The following is an 18,944-nucleotide window of genomic DNA, read 5'->3' as shown; positions in this document are numbered from 1 at the left end:
ACAGCGCGTAACGCAAGTAATGAGCTGCCGTTTGCCAGCCCTTCCCGGGGCTGGCAAACTGGCCTTTTCTCCAATCCGGTTGCCCCATGAACCCCAAGAAGCCAAGAGACAAGCGCGAGCTCTGCTACCCCTTTATCTTTGAAAGCTCGCTCAAATGTGATTTTGAAATCGCCACCGACGAGCTCTGTTGTCAGGTTGGGGCCGTGCTGTCACACCTTGCGCCGGATGCGGATACCCGGCCCGTGATGGCGGATCTCGCGGCGTTGCAGCGGCTTATCTACAACCTCAACGGCTCGGTACGCGGCAAGCTGGGGATCTTCGAGGCAGACCTTGAGTGGCTCAAGGCCCGTTATGACTACTACAACGAGGCAAGTCGCGGTAGCGTCACCGGTTTTGTGCTGCCACAGGGGCCGCAGCCCATCCCCACCCTCCATCTTTGCCGCTGTGGCAGCAAGAAGGTGGTGCGGCTGCTGGTGCGGCTGGAAGAGAGCGAGGTGGCCTTCGATCCCATTCTCTATCGCTTCGCTAACCTGCTGGCCAACTTCTTCTTCGTGCTCACCGTCTACCTCAAGCAGCGCTGGCAGGTGCCGGAAGTACCCTACGTCAGCATCAATTACTGATGTCGGCAGGCAAAGAGCCAAACGCCATGGTGGATTGAACGGAATAAAAAACCGGAGCCTTGGGCTCCGGTTTTGTTTTTCAGCGCGTAAGTTGTTCGCTCAGCTGGAGATCAGTACCCGGGCCGAGTTGGCCGGGATGGTGAGCTGCAATTCGCCTTGTACTACTTCGAACTTTTCGCCGTTGAAGGCGTCTGTGAAGCGGCTGGCCGGGCTTGCGGTCTGCCACAGGGGCAGGCTGATGGTGCGCGGCTCGCTCGGGTGACGGTTGCAGGCCACCACCACCTGATCGCTTTGCAGGGTACGGGCGAACACATAGCTGTGGGGCCCGGCGTAGAGGGTCTGGATATCGCCACGGCGCAGGGAGGGGCGCTGGCGGCGGATCTGGATCAGCCGACGATAGTGGTCGTGCAGCACGTGATCCCAGTCTGTGGTATCCCACGGGAAGCAGCGGCGGCAGTCCGGGTCGTTGCCGCCGGATAGCCCCACTTCATCGCCGTAGTAGATGGAGGGTACACCGATATAGGTGAGCAGCAGGGTGGCGGCGAGACGCATCCGCTGCTTGTCCTCTCCCAGCAGATGGAGGAAACGGGCGGTATCGTGGCTGTCCAGCAGGTTGAACTGGGCCAGCTGGTTCTTGAACGGGATGTGGGCCCGCGCCAGCTTGAGCCAGCGATCCAGCTCTTCGGCGCTGATCTTGATGGGGTGGTAGGCGATATCTTTGCCGGCCAGGAAGGCGCGGACCGGATGGGCGAAGCCGTAGTAGTTCATGGCGCCGTCCTCCTGATCCCCCTGTAGCCACTGGCTCGCCTCGAAGAAGTGCTCGCCCAGCACGTAGGCGTCCGGGTTCTCCTGCTTCACCGCGCCGCGAATGGCGCGCACGTGGCCGCTGTTGCCCTCGGCGGTGCCGCGCTCCCCCAGCATGTGGATGACGTCAAAGCGCCAGCCGTCGATCTGGTAGGGGGCGCGCATCCAGTAGCGAAGGATGGCATCGTCAGCCCGATAGACGGCGTCCTGCACCTTCTCGCAGGAGAAATCGAGCTTGGGCAGGCTGCGAATGCCCTTCCAGCTGACGTAATCCCCTTCTTTATCAAAGGTGTAGAAGCTGCGCCACGGGGAGTCCGGGTTGCTGTTGGCCCCCAGCGGCGGACAGAACCAGGGGTGTTCGGTTGAGGTGTGGTTGACCACCGCATCGAGAATGATCTTCATGCCACGCTGGTGCAGATTGCGGGTCAGCTCGGCGAACTGTTCGTTGCTGCCGAGATGGGCATCCACCTTGAAGTAGTTCTGGGTGTCGTACTTGTGGTTGCTCGGTGAATCGAAGATGGGGTTGAGGTAGAGCGCCGTCACCCCGAGGGATTGCAGGTAGTGCAGCTTGGCATCGATCCCCGCCAGATCCCCACCATAGAATTCGCAGGCGCCGTGGCCCTCTTCGTGACGGCTGACCGGCTCGCCCCACGCCTTGCTGATCACAGCCTTGCCACGGTACTCGTACTCGTGATGCTTGACGCTGAGGGACGGATCACCGTTGCAGAAGCGGTCGGGAAAGATCTGGTAGAACACCTGATCCTGCACCCAGGCCGGTGGCTGGTGCAGGCTGTTGAAGCGAAAATGCTGCTCCCGTGGCGGCATGGATGCGCTGACACCCGCCCCGTGCAGCCACCACTGTTCCTCGTCGGTGAGGCACTTGAAGCTGTAGAGGTGGATATCCTGTCCTTTACTGAGCGGCAGTGTTCCTTGCCACACCTGTAGCCGGTCGCGAGTCGAGATCGCCGTCATCGGGATCAGGTACTCCTCGTTATCCGGCTCGTGGCGCAGCCACACCTCTCGGATTGGCGCATCCAGCTCGCTAAAGAGGGTCAATTGCAGTGCGTCGGCGCTCTCTTTGAACCAGGGCGCCACCTGGGGATGAAACAGAAACGGATGGGTCATGATGCTTATTGAGTCAGAAGGTCGGCAAGGGCATTACCCTGTTCATGCAGTGTTTCGAGCTGGCCTGCCAGCGACTTGGGATCCAGTCCCAACTGGTCGGCGAGCGGTTTTGGGAAGCGGGCGATGATGGCCTGGGCAGGCACGCCCGCGTTCCAGGCGAAGGAGATAAAGACCGCCAGACGGATCAGCACCGCCTCCTTGCTGACCGGATCGTGGGAGAGCGGGTCAAGCTGCTGGGAGATGGCATCGACGAAGGCCTCGGAGAGGTTCCAGCGCCGCGCCAGCTCGGCACCAAGCTGGGCATAGTCATAGCCCAGCATCTCCCGCTGGGCCTCGACCCGGCTGCTACCGTTCTGGATCGCCATGTTGATGAGCTCGGCCTCTTCCGGCAATGTGCTCTGGATAAGCAGCTCGCCGATGTTGTGGATCAACGCGCAGGTGAAGGCGGTCTCGGGGTCGAGCACCTTGGCCTCTTGGGCCAGGGTTCGGGCTATGGTGGCGACCTGAAAGGTCTCGGTCCAGAACTTGTTCTTGTCGAAGCTGGGCGGGGCCTTGAAGGTGCCGATGATGCCGGAGGCGACCACCACGGAGCGAAGCCGGTTGAAGCCGAGCCGGATCACCGCCTGTTCGATGGAGGTCACTTCGTTGCCCCGGCGCAGGGCGGCGGAGTTGGCCATTCGCAGCACCTTGACGCTGATCACCTGATCCATGGCGATCTTGGCCGCAATCTCGTCGATGCGGGCATTCTCGTCGTTGAAGCTCTGCATCAACTCGTGCAGCAGCTTGGGAATAGTGGGAAGTTGTTTGATCTTGTCAAACAGGCGATCCATCGACATGGCTGAGGCAGCCTCCATTGCGAACTCTGCCTCATATTGTGCCACAGCCGGACAACATGTTCCTGTTTGTGATGCGGCTTTGTGAGCGCTAGAACACCCAGTCGCGCAAGGTGTATTCCAAACGGTGCTGTTTGCCTTGCAGGGTCAGGCTCTGGCTGGTGCCGCTCAAGGTCGCCCCCTCGGTAAGGGTGGTCAGTACGGCCTGTTCTATGGTGTCCAGCGGCGGCATACAGGCCATTTCAGTACTGCCCAGACTGGTGACCCACAGCTTGTCATCTTCCAGATGGCCCTGACCGAAGTAGCGGTTGCAGCCAGCGATGCCGTTGACGGTGAAGTGTTCGCCGACCTCGAAATCGGGGGGATTGTCGCGGGGGGCCTCGATCGGTTCGCCATCCAGTTTGCTCAGAACCCAGTGGTGGTGTTGCAGATCTTGCTGAACAAAGGCGGTCGAGCTGCAGCCAGCGAGCAGTAACAGGGGGATCAGCAACAAAAAGGGCAATCTGGGCATGAGGGGGGCTCCGGTTGGGGGAGCGTCAAGAATACCCTTTTTGGGCAGTCGGGAGCAGGGCGGGGGAGGGGGCGACCGACCGCTTCTGTCGCCCTTTGTCCCGCACGACTGTCGCTTAATGGCAACACCTTGGTGATGTTGCCATCGATTTACGCGATCTCAGGGCTCAGTTGGCAAACAACCGCTCGGCATAACGGGCAAGACCCGCGGCCACCGAGCCGAAGTCATCGCCACCCTCAAGCGGGATGGTCGGCAGCTTCTGGCGGATAAAGCTGGCGATCAGCGGCGAGCGGGCGCTACCGCCGGTGACGAAGATGCGATCCGGCTGCACACCGGCGGCGGCAATCGCTTCGTCCATCAGCTCGCCAATCTTCTCCAGCAGCAGGGCCGAGGCGTTGGCCAGCTGTTCGCGGGTCAGCTCAGCTTCCAGCCCTTTTTCCAGCTCGGCCAGCGACTGGCGATTGAGTTCCTGCTCCGAGAGGGCGATCTTGCCCTGCTCGGCACGCCACACCAGCTGGTGGCTCAGCTTGTGGGCCCGCAGGTTGGCCAGACGCCCCAGCTTGCTGCCGGGTTGGCTGTCGAGCTGCAGATCCTGCAGCTGGCGGGCGGTGTCGAGGCTGTAGAAACGGCTCTGGGCGCTGACGTCGTTGATGGCTGCCGCATCCCAGAACAGCGGGTGGGGCAGCGGCTTGCCGGTCTTGAGGGTTTCGTGCATGCCGAGCAGCGGCATCATCCCCTCCACCGTCAGGCGGATATCGAAGTCGTTGCCGCCGATCCGCTGGCCGCTGTGGCCGAGCAAATCGCCGCTGCGATCCAGCTGATCGCGGTAGCTGGGGCCCATTCGCAGCATGGAGCAGTCGGTGGTACCGCCGCCGATATCCACCACCAGTACCACTGCGTCTTCGGTGAGGCGAGCTTCGAACTCAAACCCGGCGGCCACCGGTTCATAGAGGAACTCCACTTGCTCGAAACCGGCCAGACGGGCCGCCTCGGTCAGGATGGCGATAGCTTGCTGGTTGCTCTCCTCCCCCGCCAGACCCTGGAAGTTGACCGGCCGGCCGATCACCGCCTGACGGATCGGGGCGCCGAGCTGTTGCTCTGCCTGCTGGCGAACGTGGAGCATCATGGCGCAGACGATGTCTTCAAACAGGGCGATCTGGGGAGCCTTGAGGCCATAGGCACCGAGGAAGGATTTCGGTGACTTGATGTAGTAGCCCTCGTCCGGCTCTTCCAGATAGCGCTCCAGTGCAGCGCCACCAAAGCTCAGCTCGTCGATCAGTCCCTCTTCGCGCATCTGGCGGCGAACCATCTGGGCACGGGTGACCACGGGGCCACGCAGCTTGAGGTACTCCGCCTGCTGGGCGGGGGGCAGCCCTTCCGCCAACAGACCGGCGATAGCATCCCGGTGGGGGGCATGCAGGGTGGAGGGGAGATAGCGGGATGCGCCAAGATTCAGCAGCCTGGGGCTACCTTGTTCCATCACGGCCACGGCACAGTTGGAGGTGCCGTAATCAAATCCGATAAACATGGGCGCCAGACTCCTGAATAAAAAAGGGGGGCTAGCCTACCCGAAGGCGCCGGGTCTCACAACCCGGCACCCGGGATATTGAGGGCGCAGGGGAAAATACACAGGGGGGAGCATGTCGGTGTGGAAAGCAGAGGGAATGGCTCCCTCTGTCGTTCATGGCTACGGGGGCGAGAGGATTACTCCACTTCGTTGTCGCAGCGGCCCTGGCTCTCGATGGCGCGGATATTGCCGAGGGTGGTATCGGCGATGGCGTGCAGCGCCTCGCGGGTCAGGAACGCCTGATGACCGGTGAACAGCACGTTGTGGCAGGCGGACAGACGGCGGAACACGTCATCGGTGATCACTTCGTTGGACTTGTCGGAGAAGAAGAGATCCTCTTCCTCTTCGTAGACGTCCAGCCCCAGCGCGCCGATACGGGAGGTCTTGAGTGCCTCGATGGCGGCGTTGGAGTCGAGCAGGCCGCCACGACTGGTGTTGATGATCATCACCCCGTCCTTCATCTTGGCGAATGCCTCCTTGTTCAACAGGTGGTAGTTCTCTTTGAACAGCGGGCAGTGCAGGCTGATGATGTCGGATTGGCGGAACAGGGTATCGAGATCCACGTACTCGGCACCCAGCTCGATGGCTGCCGGATTCTGGTAAGGATCGTTGACCAGCAGGCGAACCCCGAACCCCTTGAGGATGCGCAGGGCGGCCAGACCGATCTTGCCGGTGCCGATGACGCCAACGGTCTTGCCATGCATGTTGAAGCCGACCAGCCCTTCCAGCGAGAAGTTGGCGTCGCGGGTGCGCTGATAAGCCTTATGGATGCGGCGGTTGAGGCACATCATCATGCCGACGGCGTGTTCTGCGGTCGCCTCGGGGGAGTAGGCGGGCACCCGCACCACTTTCAGCCCCAGCTCTTTGGCGGCGGCCAGATCCACGTTGTTGTAACCGGCGCAGCGCAGGGCGATCACCCGGGTACCGTTGGCTGCCAGTTCAGTCAATACCTCGCGGTCGGCATCGTCATTGACGAACAGACACACCACCGGGAAGCCGTGAGCCAGTCGGGCCGTTTTGGCCTCCAGCCGCACATCGAAAAACTCCAGGTCGAAGCCATACTGGCTGTTGGCCTGGTTGAAATGCTCTTTGTCATAGCTCTTGGTACTGAATACGGCGACTTTCATGGTGTGTGCTCCGTAGTATGTGTGTCGTCAAATTACAACAAAATGGATCGGCCATCACCGGACAAACCGACTGGTTATTGTCTCCACGGCATTATGGGAACGGCGCTGACTGCACTCTTGTACGAACCATCTACCAGTTTGGTGCTGTAGGTCAGGTAAACCAGCGCATTGCGTTTCTTGTCGTAAAAACGCACCACTTTCTGCTCCTTGAACACCAGCGAGGTGCTGACATCGAACACCTCTTCCCCTGCCTTCAGCTTCTCGGGCAGGGTGATGGGGCCGATCTGGTGGCACGACAGGGAGGCGTGGGAGGGATCTTCCGCCAGTCCCAGCCCGCCCTTGACGCCACCGGTTTTGGGGCGCGCGAGATAGCAGGCGACGCCGTTAATGCGCGGGTCGTCGAACGCCTCGACCAGGATCTTGTGGTTCGGGCCAAACAGCTTGAAGGCAGTGCTCACTTCACCGACCGGGTCGGCCTTGTCGGCCAGCGCCGGGCCGGCAAACAGGGCTCCCAGCAGCAGGGGCAGGGCGCGGCGAAGGGTGTTATTGCTCGTGTGGCGATGTGTCATGGTCTCTCCTGTTGGTCCTCCTCAGTAGGGAAGGCGCACGTGACGATAGAGGCTGGCAAGCACCCAGGCGGGGCCGATCAGCAGAAATTGCAGGTCGGCGAGGAAGGAGGGGCGCTTGCCCTCGATCTTGTGGCCGACAAACTGGGCTATCCAGAGCAGCACGAACCCTGCCACTGCGGGCCACAGCAGCGGCCCCTGCCACTGGTGGCAGAGCCACAGTCCCAGCGCGGTCAGCCCGGTCATCCCCGCGAACAGCGAAAACGACAGCTGCAGATAGAACAGCAACACCGGAATGGCTGCCACTGCCGCCCAGTTGAGGGGCTCTGGCAAGGGGCCGTGTGGCAGACACCAGAGCAGTGCCAGCGAGCAGAGATAGATGCCCGGTACCGCCAGCTTGTGGATGGCGACGTTGACCGGATGGCGATGGCTCTGGCCGTACTCCTCAAACCACTCCCGGATTCCCTTCATGGCAACTCCCTGGCGTACTGTGCTCACGCAGCCCGACCCTCATGGTCAGGCGCTCGGGATGCTTATCCCTGCGGTGGATAATCCCAATATTGGGCCGGAATGGATTTTAGCAACGGGGTCATGTCCGGATTGGGCAGGGCGATGGTGACCCGTTGATCGAGGTTGGCGCTGGCAAGCGCTTCACGGATCTTGGGGTTTTCATGGAAGAACTTCATAAAGCTACCATCGGCATAGGCCCGCTCCAGCCCGGTCTGAATCGCTTTGGCCAGCTTGGGGTATTCGGGGCTGACGAAGAAGAACTGGGCGAAGGGGTAGCGGATCAGCAGGTGCTGCTCTATGGCGAGGTTGGGATACTGCGCCACCAGCTCGCTGCGCTCGGCGAAGATCTCCACCATGGCGCGCGGGAAAAAGTCCAGCTTGTCGCCGTCGTTGATGAGGCGAAACAGATTGCTGTAGCGACCGGAGTAGGTCGGGATGCCGGCATTTTCGAGCACCTTGTTGTCGGCCCAGCCGACCCCTTGCGCCGCTTTCATTTTTTTCAGGTCAGCCAGGGTATTGATTTGGTTGAATTTCTCCTGAGCATCGGCGTGGATGAACGACAGCCGCAATCCTTCCAGCCCGCGAAACAGCGGAATGGGGATGGCAATCAGGGAGGATTCGAGTGCGCTGGAGGTGCCCATCCAGAAGACGTTGATGGTCTTGCCCTTGCTCAGCTGTTGCTGGAGGGTGAACTGGTTGAGGTCGAGTTCGACAGGCTGGATGCGAAAGGGTTGTCCGGAGCGGGTCAGCGCCAGTTCCAGCAGTTTGAGCTGGTACTCCTGATCAAGATTGTTGACGGGACGGCTGGGAACCTTGACCGTCAGAACCTGTGCTTGTGCCAGCAGTGGCAGGCACAAACACAGTTTGATGAGCCATTTCACTCTCTATTCTCCTGTAGATTCCGGAAGGTGTCCGGAGTCTAACAGAACTTGTCACCATCTTGCTGCGAGGCGTTGTGCAAGGTTTGAGCGCAGGCCCTGCCTTGGTGGCGTCTGTTGCACCAGAATGGTGACGGTTCTTCGAAGAATCAGGCGACGCGGCGGAACACGTGGGTATCGTTAAATTCCTTGGTGCTCTGGCATTCGACGCAGAAACGGGACTCGGGACGAGCTTGCAGCCGCTTGAGAGAGATCTCGTCACCGCAAGATTCACAGTAACCGAAATCTCCATCGTTCATTCGCTTCAATGCACCCCTCAGCTTGCGCAGGTGCAGCTTGTCGTGCTCGATGCGGTTCAGCTCCAGACGGCGGGCTTCCTCGATACTGGCACGGTCAATTTCATCGGCCATCTCGTTGGTGTCGGTGGCGATGGCCTGGCTGGCCTGGGAGTTCAGGCGCTCTTCGAGCTCGGCGATCTGCTGCTCGATCTGCCCCTTGTAAAAGGCCAGTTGGTCTTCAGTCATGAAATCACACATACGATTTACTACCAGTCAGTTTACTAACCCAATTATCCCTGTTTATGGGGGCTGTCTGCCTACAGACCAAGCCCTTCTCGTCTGATTTGCACCGTTTTCATGCAAGAGAGTGCAAATCAGGGCGGGCCTTGTACCAAAAAAATGCAGCCAAGCAAAGCAAATAGGATAAGGATTGTGCGTCCTTGCAAAAAAATGGCCCCGTCAGAAGGAGATCCGCCCCTTTTTTATCCGTTATTGGCATTGGCCTTGCAGAGGGTTGATTGGCACGTCGAGTGTTTAGTATTTGGTGCCGACTTGGTCATTATATGCGCCGTTATTTATAGTTTTTTAAACACCATAGCTTGACATTACCCCTGATAGCGGGCTTTCATGGTGGTGCTGATTACAATTTGATAACAAGGGTGTTCCATATATTAGACACCCTTGCCAATGGCAACCGTAGAGTCGGGGTTTAACATGGACAGTATCAAGGGCTGGATGGAGAGCAATCGCATCACGGAAGTGGAGTGCCTCTTCCCTGATTTCACCGGTAACGCCCGGGGCAAGATCATCCCAGCCAACAAGTTTTTGCGAGAAGGGGGCATGCGTCTGCCCGAGGTGATCTTCACCCAGACGGTGACCGGCGAATATCCGGATGACGACAGCATGATCGATCCGCTGGAGCGGGACATGCAGCTCTATCCCGACCCCAACACCATTCGTTTTGTCCCCTGGGCGCTGGAGCCAACCGCTCAGGTTATCCACGACTGTTACGACGTCAACGGCAAGCTGATCGACATCGCTCCGCGCTCCGTGCTGCGTCGGGTTCTGTCATTTTACGAGGCGCAGGGCTGGAAGCCGGTGGTGGCTCCCGAGCTGGAGTTTTATCTGGTTACCCGCAACGAAGACCCCGACTATCCGCTGATGCCGCCGGTCGGTCGCAACGGCCGCCCTGAGACCGCCCGCCAGTCGTTCAGTATCGATGCGGTCAACGAATTCGACCCCATCTTCGAGGACATGTATGACTACTGTGAAGCGCAGGAGCTGGAGGTGGATACCCTGATCCACGAGTCGGGTGCTGCCCAGATGGAGATCAACTTCCTGCACGGGGATGCCATCGATCTGGCGGATCAGGTGTTCCTGTTCAAGCGCACCATGCGTGAGGCGGCTCATCGCCACGGTATTTATGCCACCTTTATGGCCAAACCGATGAGCAACGAGCCGGGCTCCGCCATGCACATCCACCAGAGTCTGGAAGATATGAATGGCCGCAACCTGTTTGGTACCCCGGATGGCGGCAACTCCGAACTCTTCATGCATTTCATCGCTGGTCTGCAGAAGTACACCCCGGCGGTGACCGCCCTGCTGGCACCCAACGTCAACTCCTATCGCCGCCTCACCTTCGGCGAGAGTGCGCCACGAAACGTCCAGTGGGGTGTCGAGAACCGCACCTGTGGTCTGCGGGTCCCCTTCTCCGACCCGAGTGCCCGCAGGGTGGAGAACCGCTTCGCCGGTGCCGATGCCAACCCTTATCTTGCTCTGGCCGCCACCCTGGCGTGTGGCTACCTCGGCATGATGGAGAAGCTGGAGCCCATGCAGGAGATGAAATCCAGCGCCTACGATCTGCCCTACAGTCTGCCCCGTTCACTCGAGGAGGCGCTCAGCCATCTCGAACAGTGCGAGCCCATCAAGGAGATGCTGGGGGAGCGCTTCACCCGCGCCTTTGTCGCGGTCAAGCGCAAGGAGTACGAGACCTACTTCGGGGTGATCAGCCGCTGGGAGCGTGAGTTCCTGCTGCTGAACGTCTGACCCGGATGCGTGCCAGCCACGCATCGTCCGACCCGGGGAGGCTGGCTGCCTCCCCAGCCTGTACAACCGGTGAGACGGGATGGGGATGCCCTGCCCGCGACCGCTTGCGGGTGCAAGGGGTGGTCGCCGTCCCGGTTGAAGGGGACGACCATTTTTCGCTTTAGTAGAAGAAACCGGGGAGCAAGCCTTGCCGCAGACCGCCCGAGAGTGGCTGTGAGCATGTCGGACATTCCCCACTAATTGATAAAAATCCTGCCAAATCGAAGGAACCGAGGAGCAACAAATGCAGCAGACTACCCGTGAGTGGCAGCAACTGGATGCCAGCCACCACCTGCACCCCTTTAGCGATTTTCAGGCCCTGAACAAGAAGGGCAGTCGTATCATCACCAAGGCCAGCGGCGTCTATCTGGAAGACTCCGAGGGCAAGCGCATCCTTGATGGCATGGCGGGCTTGTGGTGCGTCAACATGGGCTATGGCCGTCAGGAGCTGGTGGATGCCGCCACCCGTCAGATGCAGCAGTTGCCCTATTACAACCTCTTTTTCCAGACTGCTCACCCGCCGGTGATCGAGCTGGCGACCCTGCTGGCCGAGGTGACGCCAGCCCATCTGAATCATGTCTTCTTCACCGGTTCCGGCTCCGAGTGCAACGATACCGTGTTGCGGATGGTACGCCACTACTGGGCCAGCAAGGGGCAGCCTGACAAACAGGTGATCATCAGCCGTCACAATGCCTATCACGGCTCCACCGTGGCAGGGGCGAGTCTGGGCGGCATGAAGGGGATGCATGCCCAGGGTGGCCTGCCCATTCCCGGCATAGTCCATATCGACCAGCCCTATCACTTCGGTGAGGGGCAGGGGATGAGCGCCCATGAGTTCGGTCTGGAGCGGGCTCGCCAGCTGGAGCAGAAGATTCTGGAGCTGGGAGTAGACAAGGTGGCTGCCTTTATCGGCGAGCCGATCCAGGGGGCGGGCGGCGTCATCATTCCGCCTGACAGCTACTGGCCGGAGATCCAGCGCATCTGCGATCAATACGGCATCCTGCTCATTGCCGACGAGGTGATCTGCGGGTTTGGCCGCACCGGTCACTGGTTCGCCAGCGAAGGGTTTGGTATCAAGCCTGATCTGATGTGTCTGGCCAAGGGGATCACCTCTGGCTATCTGCCACTTGGTGCCGTCATGGTAAGCGACCGGGTCGCCAAGGTACTGGTGGAGGAGGGGGGCGAGTTCAACCACGGCTTCACCTACTCGGGCCATCCGGTCTCCTGCGCCGTCGCGGTGGCTAATATCCAGCTTATGCAGAAAGAGAGCATAGTTAAGCGAGTGCATGATAGTATCGGCCCCTATTTGCAGCGCCGCTGGGCGGAGCTGGCCGATCATCCGCTGGTGGGGGAAACCCGTGGCCGCGGGCTGGTGGCCGCGCTGGAAATCGTTGAGGACAAGCAGACCAACCGGCGTTTTCCGGCTCAGGCGAATGCGGGGATGACTTGCCGGGAGTTCTGCTTTAACAATGGCTTGGTGATGAGGGCGGTAGGCGATACCATGATCATATCGCCCCCCTTGGTCATCACCGAGGAACAGGTTGATGAATTGGTCGATCTGGCCAGGCGCAGTCTGGACCTGACAGCCGAAAAGCTGAAGGGTTGAGGTGGGTCGGGCAGGTTGGCATGCGCATACAATTTGCTTAGGAGACAAGGATGATGTCTTTCAAAACAGGAGTGATCGCTGCCTCTGTGGCTCTGGTCATGGCAAGTGCCGGAGCAATGGCTGAAGAGAAGGTGCTGCACGTCTACAACTGGAGCGACTACATAGCGCCGGATACCCTGGATAATTTCCAGAAGGAGACGGGGATCAAGGTGGTCTATGACGTGTTCGACAGTAACGAGGTACTGGAAGCCAAGTTGCTGGCGGGTAGTTCGGGCTACGACATCGTGGTGCCATCCAACCCCTTCCTGGCCAAGCAGATCAAGGCGGGCGTGTTCCAGAAACTGGACAAGTCCAAGCTCTCCAACTGGCAAAACATGGATGTCGACTTGCTCAAGGCGCTCGAGCCGAGCGATCCGGGCAACCAGTACTCCATCCCCTATCTGTGGGGCACCATCGGCTATGCCTACAACGCCGAGAAGGTGAAAGCCGTGCTGGGGGCCGATGCCCCGGTCAACTCCTGGGATCTGGTGTTCAAGCCGGAGAACATGGCCAAGTTGAAAGAGTGTGGCGTCTCCTTCCTCGATTCACCGACCGAAATGCTGCCGGCTGCCCTGCAATATCTGGGCTTCAAACCGGATAGCCAGAAACCGGCCGAGCTGAAGAAGGCTGAGGAGCTGTTCCTCTCCATCCGTCCCTATACCGCCTATTTCCACTCCTCCAAGTACATCTCGGATCTGGCCAATGGCAACCTCTGCGTCGCGGTCGGTTACTCCGGTGACTTGCAGCAGTCCAAGGCGCGGGCAGCCGAGGCCAAGAATGGCGTAGCGCTCACCTACACCATTCCGAAAGAGGGGGCAGGCAGCTTCTTTGACATGATCGCCATTCCGGCGGATGCCAAGAACGTCGAGGCGGCCCACACCTTCATCAACTATCTGATGAAGCCCGAGGTGATCGCCAACATCACCAACGTGGTGCAGTTCCCGAACGGCAACAAGGCTGCGACCCCGCTGGTGGATGAGGCGATCCGCACCGATCCGGGTATCTACCCCGATGCGGCGACCCTGCAGAAGATCTACACCTTCCCGGATCTTCCGGCCAAGGTGCAGCGTCTGATGACCCGCAGCTGGACCAAGATCAAGTCCGGCAAGTAAGTAACGAATGCCCCTCCCGGTCCGCAGTTCGGCCGGGAGGGTAGTGATGCCATCCATCCGGATGGGCCGCGCGAATGGATGCGCAGACGGTCAACCACTGAAACAGGAGAACTGACACCGTGAATACAACCAGATTGCTAACCATAGCGCTGACCATGGGATTGGCGAATGTGGCCCAGGCTGCCCCTGTGCTGCACTTCTATAACTGGTCTGACTATATCGGCGAGACCACCCTCAGCGATTTCCAGCAGGCGACCGGGATCAAGACCGTCTATGACGTGTTTGACTCCAACGAGACCCTGGAGGGCAAGCTGTTGACGGGGCGGACCGGTTACGATTTGGTGGTGCCCTCCAATAATTTCCTGGCCAAGCAGATAAAGGCGGGAGCGTTCCAGAAGCTGGATAAATCCCTGCTGCCCAATCTGGCCAACCTGGATCCCGTGCTGCTCAAGCAGCTAGAGAAGGTGGATCCGGGCCATCAGTATGCGGTGCCCTATCTCTGGGGAACCAACGGCATCGGCTACAACGTCGACAAAATCAAGGCGGTGCTGGGAGTCGACAAGATTGACTCCTGGGCCACCATCTTCGAACCGGAAAACATGGAGAAACTCTCTCGCTGCGGCGTCGCCTTCCTCGACTCTGCCGATGAGATGATCCCCGCTGCCCTCAACTACCTCGGTCTCGATCCCAACAGTCATGCGACGGGGGATATCAAGCAGGCCGAGGCGTTGCTGCTCAAGGTGCGGCCCTATGTCGCCTACTTCCACTCCTCCAAGTACATCGGCGATCTCGCCAATGGCGACATCTGCGTGGCGGCCGGTTTTTCCGGCGACATCCTGCAAGCCGCTGCCCGCGCCGATGAAGCTGGCAAGGGGGTGAAAATTGCCTACAGCATTCCGAAAGAGGGGGGCAATCTCTGGTTCGACATGATGGCGATCCCGTCCGATGCCACCAATGTCAAAGAGGCGCACGCCCTCATCAACTACGTCCTGCAGCCCGAAGTGATCGCCAAGGTCAGCGACTATGTGGGCTACGCGAATCCCAACTCAAGGGCGGGCGAGTTTATGGATGAGGCGGTGCGCAACAATGAGGAGGTTTATCCCCCTCAGGCCGTGCTGGAGCGACTCTATGTGCAGGAAGCACATCCCCGCTCGGTACAGCGTCTAATCACCCGGAGTTGGACCAAGATCAAGTCCGGTACCTAACCTTGGTGCCCGTTCGGGGGCGCCAAATCGCTTTTATGGATCGGCCGCAAGGCCGGTATCACGTTGGGGAGTTTGGTAATGGCGATAGCCTCCAGTGCCTACAAGAAAGCCCTCGAGGGCAGTCAGCAGCGCAAAGAAGTGCTGGTGAAAATTGATCGGGTAAGCAAGCAGTTCGACGAAACGCTGGCGGTCGATAACGTATCTCTCAATATTCACAAGGGGGAGATTTTCGCCCTGCTCGGCGGGTCCGGTTCCGGCAAATCGACCTTGCTGCGGATGCTGGCCGGTTTCGAGCGCCCGACCGAGGGGCGGCTGTTCCTCGACGGAGTGGATATCACCGACATGCCGCCGTACGAGCGCCCCATCAACATGATGTTTCAGTCCTATGCCCTGTTTCCCCATATGACGGTGGCGCAAAATATCGCGTTCGGTCTCAAGCAGGATGGCCTGCCCAGGGCCGAGATCGATGCCCGGGTCGAGGAGATGCTCAAGCTGGTGCAGATGAACCAGTACGCCCGCCGCAAACCGCACCAGCTTTCCGGTGGCCAGCGCCAGCGGGTGGCGCTGGCACGTTCCTTGGCCAAGCGCCCCAAGTTGCTGCTGCTCGATGAGCCGATGGGTGCGCTCGACAAGAAGCTGCGTTCCAAGATGCAGCTGGAGCTGGTGGAGATCATCGAGCGGGTCGGGGTGACCTGCGTCATGGTGACCCACGATCAGGAAGAGGCCATGACCATGGCGGAGCGGATCGCCATCATGCATCACGGTTGCATCGAGCAGATCGGCAGCCCGATGGATATCTACGAGACCCCTGCCAGTCGGCTGGTGTGCGAGTTCATCGGCAACGTCAACCTGTTTGACGGCTTGCTGGTGGAGGATGAGCAGGACCACGCAATCATCGCCTGTGCCGATCTGGAGCAGCCCATCTATGTGGGTCACGGCATCAGCTCCCGTGCCGAGAACAAGAAAGTGACCTACGCCCTGCGGCCGGAAAAACTGCTGATGAGTCTGCAAAAGCCTGACGAGATCGAGCATCCCGACTTCAACTGGAGCAAAGGTGAGGTCTATGACATCGCCTATCTGGGCGGTCACTCGGTTTATCACATCCAGCTGCCTTCGGGTAAAATCGTTCAGGCTTTCATCGCCAATGCCGAACGCCACGGCAAGCGGCCAACCTGGGATGACCAGGTGTTCCTCTACTGGGAAGATGACAGCGGCGTGGTGCTGCAATCATGAAGATCTTGCAACGACTGAAGCGGGGCGGGGGGCGCCGGCTGGTGATCGGTATCCCCTTCTTCTGGCTGTTCCTCTTCTTCCTGCTGCCCTTTGTCATTGTGATAAAGATCAGTTTTGCGGAAGCGGATGTGGCGATCCCGCCCTATACCGATGTGGTTAGCTGGGCCGACAATCAGCTCACCATCTTGCTTAATATGGGCAACTACCTGTTGCTGCAGGAGGATGAGCTCTATATCGCGGCCTATCTGGGATCCCTCAAAATGGCCTTCATCAGCACCCTGCTCTGTTTGCTGATTGGCTATCCGATGGCCTACTCCATCGCCCGAGCCAATAAGGAGACCCAGACCGTTCTGCTGCTGCTTATCATGATGCCGACCTGGACCGCCATTCTGATCCGGGTCTATGCGTGGATGGGGATCCTTAGCAACAACGGACTGCTCAACAGCGTCTTGCTGGGGATCGGGCTGATCGACGAGCCGTTGCAGATCCTCAACACCAACCTGGCGGTCTATATCGGTATCGTTTACTCCTATCTGCCCTTCATGGTATTGCCGCTCTACGCCAATCTGGTCAAGCACGACCAGAGCCTGCTGGAGGCCGCTTCCGATCTGGGGGCTCGCAACCTGACCCGCTTCTGGCAGATTACTGTCCCCCTCTCCAAGAACGGCATTATCGCCGGCTGCATGCTGGTATTCATTCCGGTGGTGGGGGAGTTCGTGATACCGGAAATGCTGGGCGGCCCGGAGACTCTGATGATAGGCAAGGTGTTGTGGCAGGAGTTCTTCAACAACCGCGATTGGCCGGTCGCCTCCGCCCTGGCGGTGGTGATGCTGGCGGTGCTGATCATTCCGATCATCCTCTTCAACCGTAACCAGGCCAAAGAGCTGGAGGGCAAGGCATGATGAGACGTTTCGGTTTTGCCAAGCTGATGCTCTGGCTGGGGCTGTTGTTTATCTACCTGCCCATGATCATCATGGTGATCTACTCCTTCAACGCCTCCAAGCTGGTGACGGTGTGGGGCGGTTGGTCGCTCAAGTGGTACTTCGGCCTGCTCGACAACAAGCAGCTGATCGGGTCTGTGTTCCGCTCGCTGGAGATCGCCTTCTACACCGCGATCGCCGCGGTGGCGCTGGGGACGGTGGCAGCCTTCGTGCTGACCCGCATTCCCCACTTCCGTGGTCGCACCCTGTTCGGTGGCATGGTGACGGCGCCGCTGGTGATGCCCGAGGTGATCACCGGTCTGTCGCTGTTGTTGCTGTTCGTGGCGATGGCCCAGTTGGTGGGTTGGCCCGCAGAGCGGGGCATGTTGACCATCTGGATTGCGCACACCACCTTCTGTACTGCCTACGTGGCGATCGTGGTGTCGGCGCGGTTGCGGGAGCTGGATCTCTCCATCGAGGAGGCGGCGATGGATCTCGGCGCCAAGCCATGGAAGGTGTTCTTCCTGATCACCATCCCGATGATCGCCCCCTCGCTGGCGGCAGGCGGCATGATGTCGTTCGCCCTGTCGCTGGATGATCTGGTGCTGGCGAGCTTCGTCTCCGGCCCGGGTTCTACCACGCTGCCGATGGAGGTCTTCTCGGCGGTGCGGCTCGGTGTGAAACCCGAGATCAACGCGGTGGCCAGCTTGATCCTGCTGTCGGTATCGCTCTTTACCTTCGGCAGCTGGTATCTGATGGCCAAGGCGGAGAAGCGCCGTCGCGCCGAAATCGCCATGACTACCCAGATGCAGGCAGTGCTCTGACGTCATGATAAGATCCGCATACTCTCGTCAACCTGGAGGATGAGTATGCGGATCTCCCTTTTTGGCGGTCGTGGTACCGAGCTGGTGCCCGGCCTCACCAGCGCCATTCACAAGCAACCGATCTCTGCGCCAGTTCGCTGTACCTTTGCCGGTCTGGAAGGGGATGAGCAGTGTGACTTGCGCCACCACGGCGGCCCAGATCGGGCGCTCCACTACTATCCTGCCGAGCACTACCTCTGGTGGCAGACCTGGCAAACCGCGCTGGGTCTTCCAGCACCACGCACCCCCTGGCAGCCGGCAGCTTTTGGCGAGAACCTCTCCGGTATCGGGCTGACTGAGGTGCAAGCCTGCATCGGCGATGTCTATCGACTCGGTGAGGCGCTTATTCAGATTAGCCAGCCGAGATCCCCCTGCTTCAAGCTCAATCAGCGTTTTGGCTATGGCCAGATGTCGCAGTTGATGCAGCTGGGTGGCCGTTGTGGCTGGCTGCTACGGGTGCTGGAGGAGGGAATGGTCGCGCCCGACGCGACCATGGAGCTGGTAGACAGGCCTTACCCGGAGCTGACGGTAAAGCGTACTGCCGATATCCTGTTCAATCAGGTTCGTAACGAAGCGGATCTGTTGTTGCTGCTGGAGAATCCGGCCCTCTCGCCCAACTGGCGCCAGCATGCAGCTGACTGGTTGGAGCACGGTTCGGTTGCTGATTGGCAGCGCCGTCTGCTGGGGCCCGAGTCACTGCGCTTACCCTGAGGCAGAGTTAGCGGAATGTCACCATCTGGCTGCATTTCGGTAAACGAGGGTCAAGGATGTTGAATAGTTGAGCAAACGGCCCTTTTTTTCTATTTAAATGCAAAAAAGGCTTGTGTCTGATCGGGGCTTTCGGTAAATTCCCGTCCCGCAGACATCGGTGTGTAGCGCAGCTTGGTAGCGCACTTCGTTCGGGACGAAGGGGTCGGAGGTTCGAATCCTCTCACACCGACCAAATTTGAAAAGGCCGCTCAATAGAGCGGCCTTTTTGCATTTATTGTCCCGTCCTGAATATGGTTTACACCTTTCCTCCCAATAAATGGAGAACCGGATGGGACAAGGTGTGAAACGGAC

At 59.6% G+C, this 18,944-nt stretch carries 18 protein-coding genes and 1 tRNA gene; 10 read left to right on the top strand and 9 right to left on the bottom strand.

Annotated elements, in window-relative coordinates:
- Nucleotides 1–86 precede the first annotated feature (86 nt).
- Nucleotides 87–620, top strand: a complete 534-nt coding sequence (locus tag G5149_RS17915; protein WP_005342593.1) for an ATP--cob(I)alamin adenosyltransferase — start codon at nucleotides 87–89, stop codon at nucleotides 618–620.
- A gap of 99 nt (nucleotides 621–719) precedes the next feature.
- On the opposite strand, the gene malZ is transcribed toward G5149_RS17915, so the two are convergent.
- The 9 genes from malZ to G5149_RS17870 all read right to left on the bottom strand — a co-directional run bounded on the left by malZ (nucleotide 720) and on the right by G5149_RS17870 (nucleotide 9,077).
- Nucleotides 720–2,549: a maltodextrin glucosidase gene (gene malZ / locus G5149_RS17910; protein WP_421213200.1), complete on the bottom strand. Its 1,830-nt coding sequence runs from the start codon at nucleotides 2,547–2,549 to the stop codon at nucleotides 720–722.
- Nucleotides 2,550–2,554: 5 nt separating this feature from the next.
- Nucleotides 2,555–3,403 (bottom strand): HDOD domain-containing protein, encoded by an 849-nt coding sequence (locus G5149_RS17905; protein ID WP_005342597.1) that lies wholly within the window; start codon nucleotides 3,401–3,403, stop codon nucleotides 2,555–2,557.
- A 70-nt stretch (nucleotides 3,404–3,473) separates the two neighbouring features.
- Nucleotides 3,474–3,893 (bottom strand): META domain-containing protein, encoded by a 420-nt coding sequence (locus G5149_RS17900; protein WP_421213198.1) that lies wholly within the window; start codon nucleotides 3,891–3,893, stop codon nucleotides 3,474–3,476.
- Between the two features lie 166 nt (nucleotides 3,894–4,059).
- A complete protein-coding gene (gene yegD, locus G5149_RS17895) occupies nucleotides 4,060–5,421 on the bottom strand; it encodes a molecular chaperone (RefSeq protein ID WP_421213196.1) in 1,362 nt (453 codons plus the stop codon).
- Between the two features lie 176 nt (nucleotides 5,422–5,597).
- A complete protein-coding gene (locus G5149_RS17890) occupies nucleotides 5,598–6,587 on the bottom strand; it encodes a 2-hydroxyacid dehydrogenase (RefSeq protein WP_139473049.1) in 990 nt (329 codons plus the stop codon).
- A 74-nt stretch (nucleotides 6,588–6,661) separates the two neighbouring features.
- Nucleotides 6,662–7,156: a CreA family protein gene (locus tag G5149_RS17885; RefSeq protein ID WP_421213194.1), complete on the bottom strand. Its 495-nt coding sequence runs from the start codon at nucleotides 7,154–7,156 to the stop codon at nucleotides 6,662–6,664.
- A 21-nt stretch (nucleotides 7,157–7,177) separates the two neighbouring features.
- On the bottom strand, nucleotides 7,178–7,624 hold the full coding sequence (locus G5149_RS17880) for a DUF962 domain-containing protein (protein ID WP_421213192.1): 447 nt from the start codon (nucleotides 7,622–7,624) through the stop codon (nucleotides 7,178–7,180).
- A 62-nt stretch (nucleotides 7,625–7,686) separates the two neighbouring features.
- Complete coding sequence (locus tag G5149_RS17875) at nucleotides 7,687–8,544, bottom strand: hypothetical protein (RefSeq protein WP_421213191.1); 858 nt, start codon at nucleotides 8,542–8,544, stop codon at nucleotides 7,687–7,689.
- A gap of 146 nt (nucleotides 8,545–8,690) precedes the next feature.
- Nucleotides 8,691–9,077: a TraR/DksA family transcriptional regulator gene (locus G5149_RS17870; RefSeq protein ID WP_005342611.1), complete on the bottom strand. Its 387-nt coding sequence runs from the start codon at nucleotides 9,075–9,077 to the stop codon at nucleotides 8,691–8,693.
- Between the two features lie 456 nt (nucleotides 9,078–9,533).
- Here G5149_RS17870 and G5149_RS17865 point away from each other — a divergent pair, with 456 nt between their 5' ends.
- The 9 genes from G5149_RS17865 to G5149_RS17825 all read left to right on the top strand — a co-directional run bounded on the left by G5149_RS17865 (nucleotide 9,534) and on the right by G5149_RS17825 (nucleotide 18,825).
- Nucleotides 9,534–10,865, top strand: coding sequence for a glutamine synthetase family protein (locus G5149_RS17865; protein WP_005342613.1), 1,332 nt, complete (start codon nucleotides 9,534–9,536; stop codon nucleotides 10,863–10,865).
- Between the two features lie 283 nt (nucleotides 10,866–11,148).
- Entirely contained in the window at nucleotides 11,149–12,510 is a 1,362-nt protein-coding gene (locus G5149_RS17860) for an aspartate aminotransferase family protein (protein WP_421213188.1), read from the top strand.
- A gap of 53 nt (nucleotides 12,511–12,563) precedes the next feature.
- Nucleotides 12,564–13,661: an extracellular solute-binding protein gene (locus G5149_RS17855; protein ID WP_005340709.1), complete on the top strand. Its 1,098-nt coding sequence runs from the start codon at nucleotides 12,564–12,566 to the stop codon at nucleotides 13,659–13,661.
- A 119-nt stretch (nucleotides 13,662–13,780) separates the two neighbouring features.
- A complete protein-coding gene (locus tag G5149_RS17850) occupies nucleotides 13,781–14,866 on the top strand; it encodes a polyamine ABC transporter substrate-binding protein (protein WP_288729820.1) in 1,086 nt (361 codons plus the stop codon).
- A 78-nt stretch (nucleotides 14,867–14,944) separates the two neighbouring features.
- Nucleotides 14,945–16,099, top strand: coding sequence for a polyamine ABC transporter ATP-binding protein (potA, locus tag G5149_RS17845; RefSeq protein WP_421213187.1), 1,155 nt, complete (start codon nucleotides 14,945–14,947; stop codon nucleotides 16,097–16,099).
- Nucleotides 16,096–17,001, top strand: a complete 906-nt coding sequence (locus G5149_RS17840; RefSeq protein WP_005342623.1) for an ABC transporter permease subunit — start codon at nucleotides 16,096–16,098, stop codon at nucleotides 16,999–17,001. The genes potA and G5149_RS17840 overlap by 4 nt, the downstream gene beginning before the upstream one ends.
- Nucleotides 16,998–17,843: an ABC transporter permease subunit gene (locus tag G5149_RS17835; RefSeq protein WP_005342625.1), complete on the top strand. Its 846-nt coding sequence runs from the start codon at nucleotides 16,998–17,000 to the stop codon at nucleotides 17,841–17,843. The genes G5149_RS17840 and G5149_RS17835 overlap by 4 nt, the downstream gene beginning before the upstream one ends.
- A gap of 45 nt (nucleotides 17,844–17,888) precedes the next feature.
- Nucleotides 17,889–18,593: an MOSC domain-containing protein gene (locus G5149_RS17830; RefSeq protein WP_268011192.1), complete on the top strand. Its 705-nt coding sequence runs from the start codon at nucleotides 17,889–17,891 to the stop codon at nucleotides 18,591–18,593.
- 155 nt (nucleotides 18,594–18,748) lie between these two features.
- Nucleotides 18,749–18,825, top strand: a tRNA-Pro gene (locus G5149_RS17825).
- The last annotated feature ends 119 nt before the right edge of the window (nucleotides 18,826–18,944 follow it).

The organism is Aeromonas sp. 600479 (assembly GCF_049175515.1).
Classification (GTDB): Bacteria; Pseudomonadota; Gammaproteobacteria; order Enterobacterales; family Aeromonadaceae; genus Aeromonas; species Aeromonas veronii_A.
Note: the sequence above shows the minus strand (reverse complement) of the source record. Positions and strands in the feature narration are given on the sequence as shown.

Coding starts and splice junctions, on each gene's coding strand:
- G5149_RS17830 (WP_268011192.1), top strand. CDS start 17,889: ATGCGGATCTCCCTTTTTGGCGGTCGTGGTACCGAGCTGGTGCCCGGC.
- yegD (WP_421213196.1), bottom strand. CDS start 5,421: ATGTTTATCGGATTTGATTACGGCACCTCCAACTGTGCCGTGGCCGTG.
- G5149_RS17905 (WP_005342597.1), bottom strand. CDS start 3,403: ATGGAGGCTGCCTCAGCCATGTCGATGGATCGCCTGTTTGACAAGATC.
- G5149_RS17860 (WP_421213188.1), top strand. CDS start 11,149: ATGCAGCAGACTACCCGTGAGTGGCAGCAACTGGATGCCAGCCACCAC.
- G5149_RS17900 (WP_421213198.1), bottom strand. CDS start 3,893: ATGCCCAGATTGCCCTTTTTGTTGCTGATCCCCCTGTTACTGCTCGCT.
- G5149_RS17915 (WP_005342593.1), top strand. CDS start 87: ATGAACCCCAAGAAGCCAAGAGACAAGCGCGAGCTCTGCTACCCCTTT.
- G5149_RS17840 (WP_005342623.1), top strand. CDS start 16,096: ATGAAGATCTTGCAACGACTGAAGCGGGGCGGGGGGCGCCGGCTGGTG.
- G5149_RS17865 (WP_005342613.1), top strand. CDS start 9,534: ATGGACAGTATCAAGGGCTGGATGGAGAGCAATCGCATCACGGAAGTG.
- G5149_RS17835 (WP_005342625.1), top strand. CDS start 16,998: ATGATGAGACGTTTCGGTTTTGCCAAGCTGATGCTCTGGCTGGGGCTG.
- G5149_RS17855 (WP_005340709.1), top strand. CDS start 12,564: ATGTCTTTCAAAACAGGAGTGATCGCTGCCTCTGTGGCTCTGGTCATG.
- G5149_RS17890 (WP_139473049.1), bottom strand. CDS start 6,587: ATGAAAGTCGCCGTATTCAGTACCAAGAGCTATGACAAAGAGCATTTC.
- G5149_RS17880 (WP_421213192.1), bottom strand. CDS start 7,624: ATGAAGGGAATCCGGGAGTGGTTTGAGGAGTACGGCCAGAGCCATCGC.
- malZ (WP_421213200.1), bottom strand. CDS start 2,549: ATGACCCATCCGTTTCTGTTTCATCCCCAGGTGGCGCCCTGGTTCAAA.
- G5149_RS17885 (WP_421213194.1), bottom strand. CDS start 7,156: ATGACACATCGCCACACGAGCAATAACACCCTTCGCCGCGCCCTGCCC.
- G5149_RS17870 (WP_005342611.1), bottom strand. CDS start 9,077: ATGTGTGATTTCATGACTGAAGACCAACTGGCCTTTTACAAGGGGCAG.
- potA (WP_421213187.1), top strand. CDS start 14,945: ATGGCGATAGCCTCCAGTGCCTACAAGAAAGCCCTCGAGGGCAGTCAG.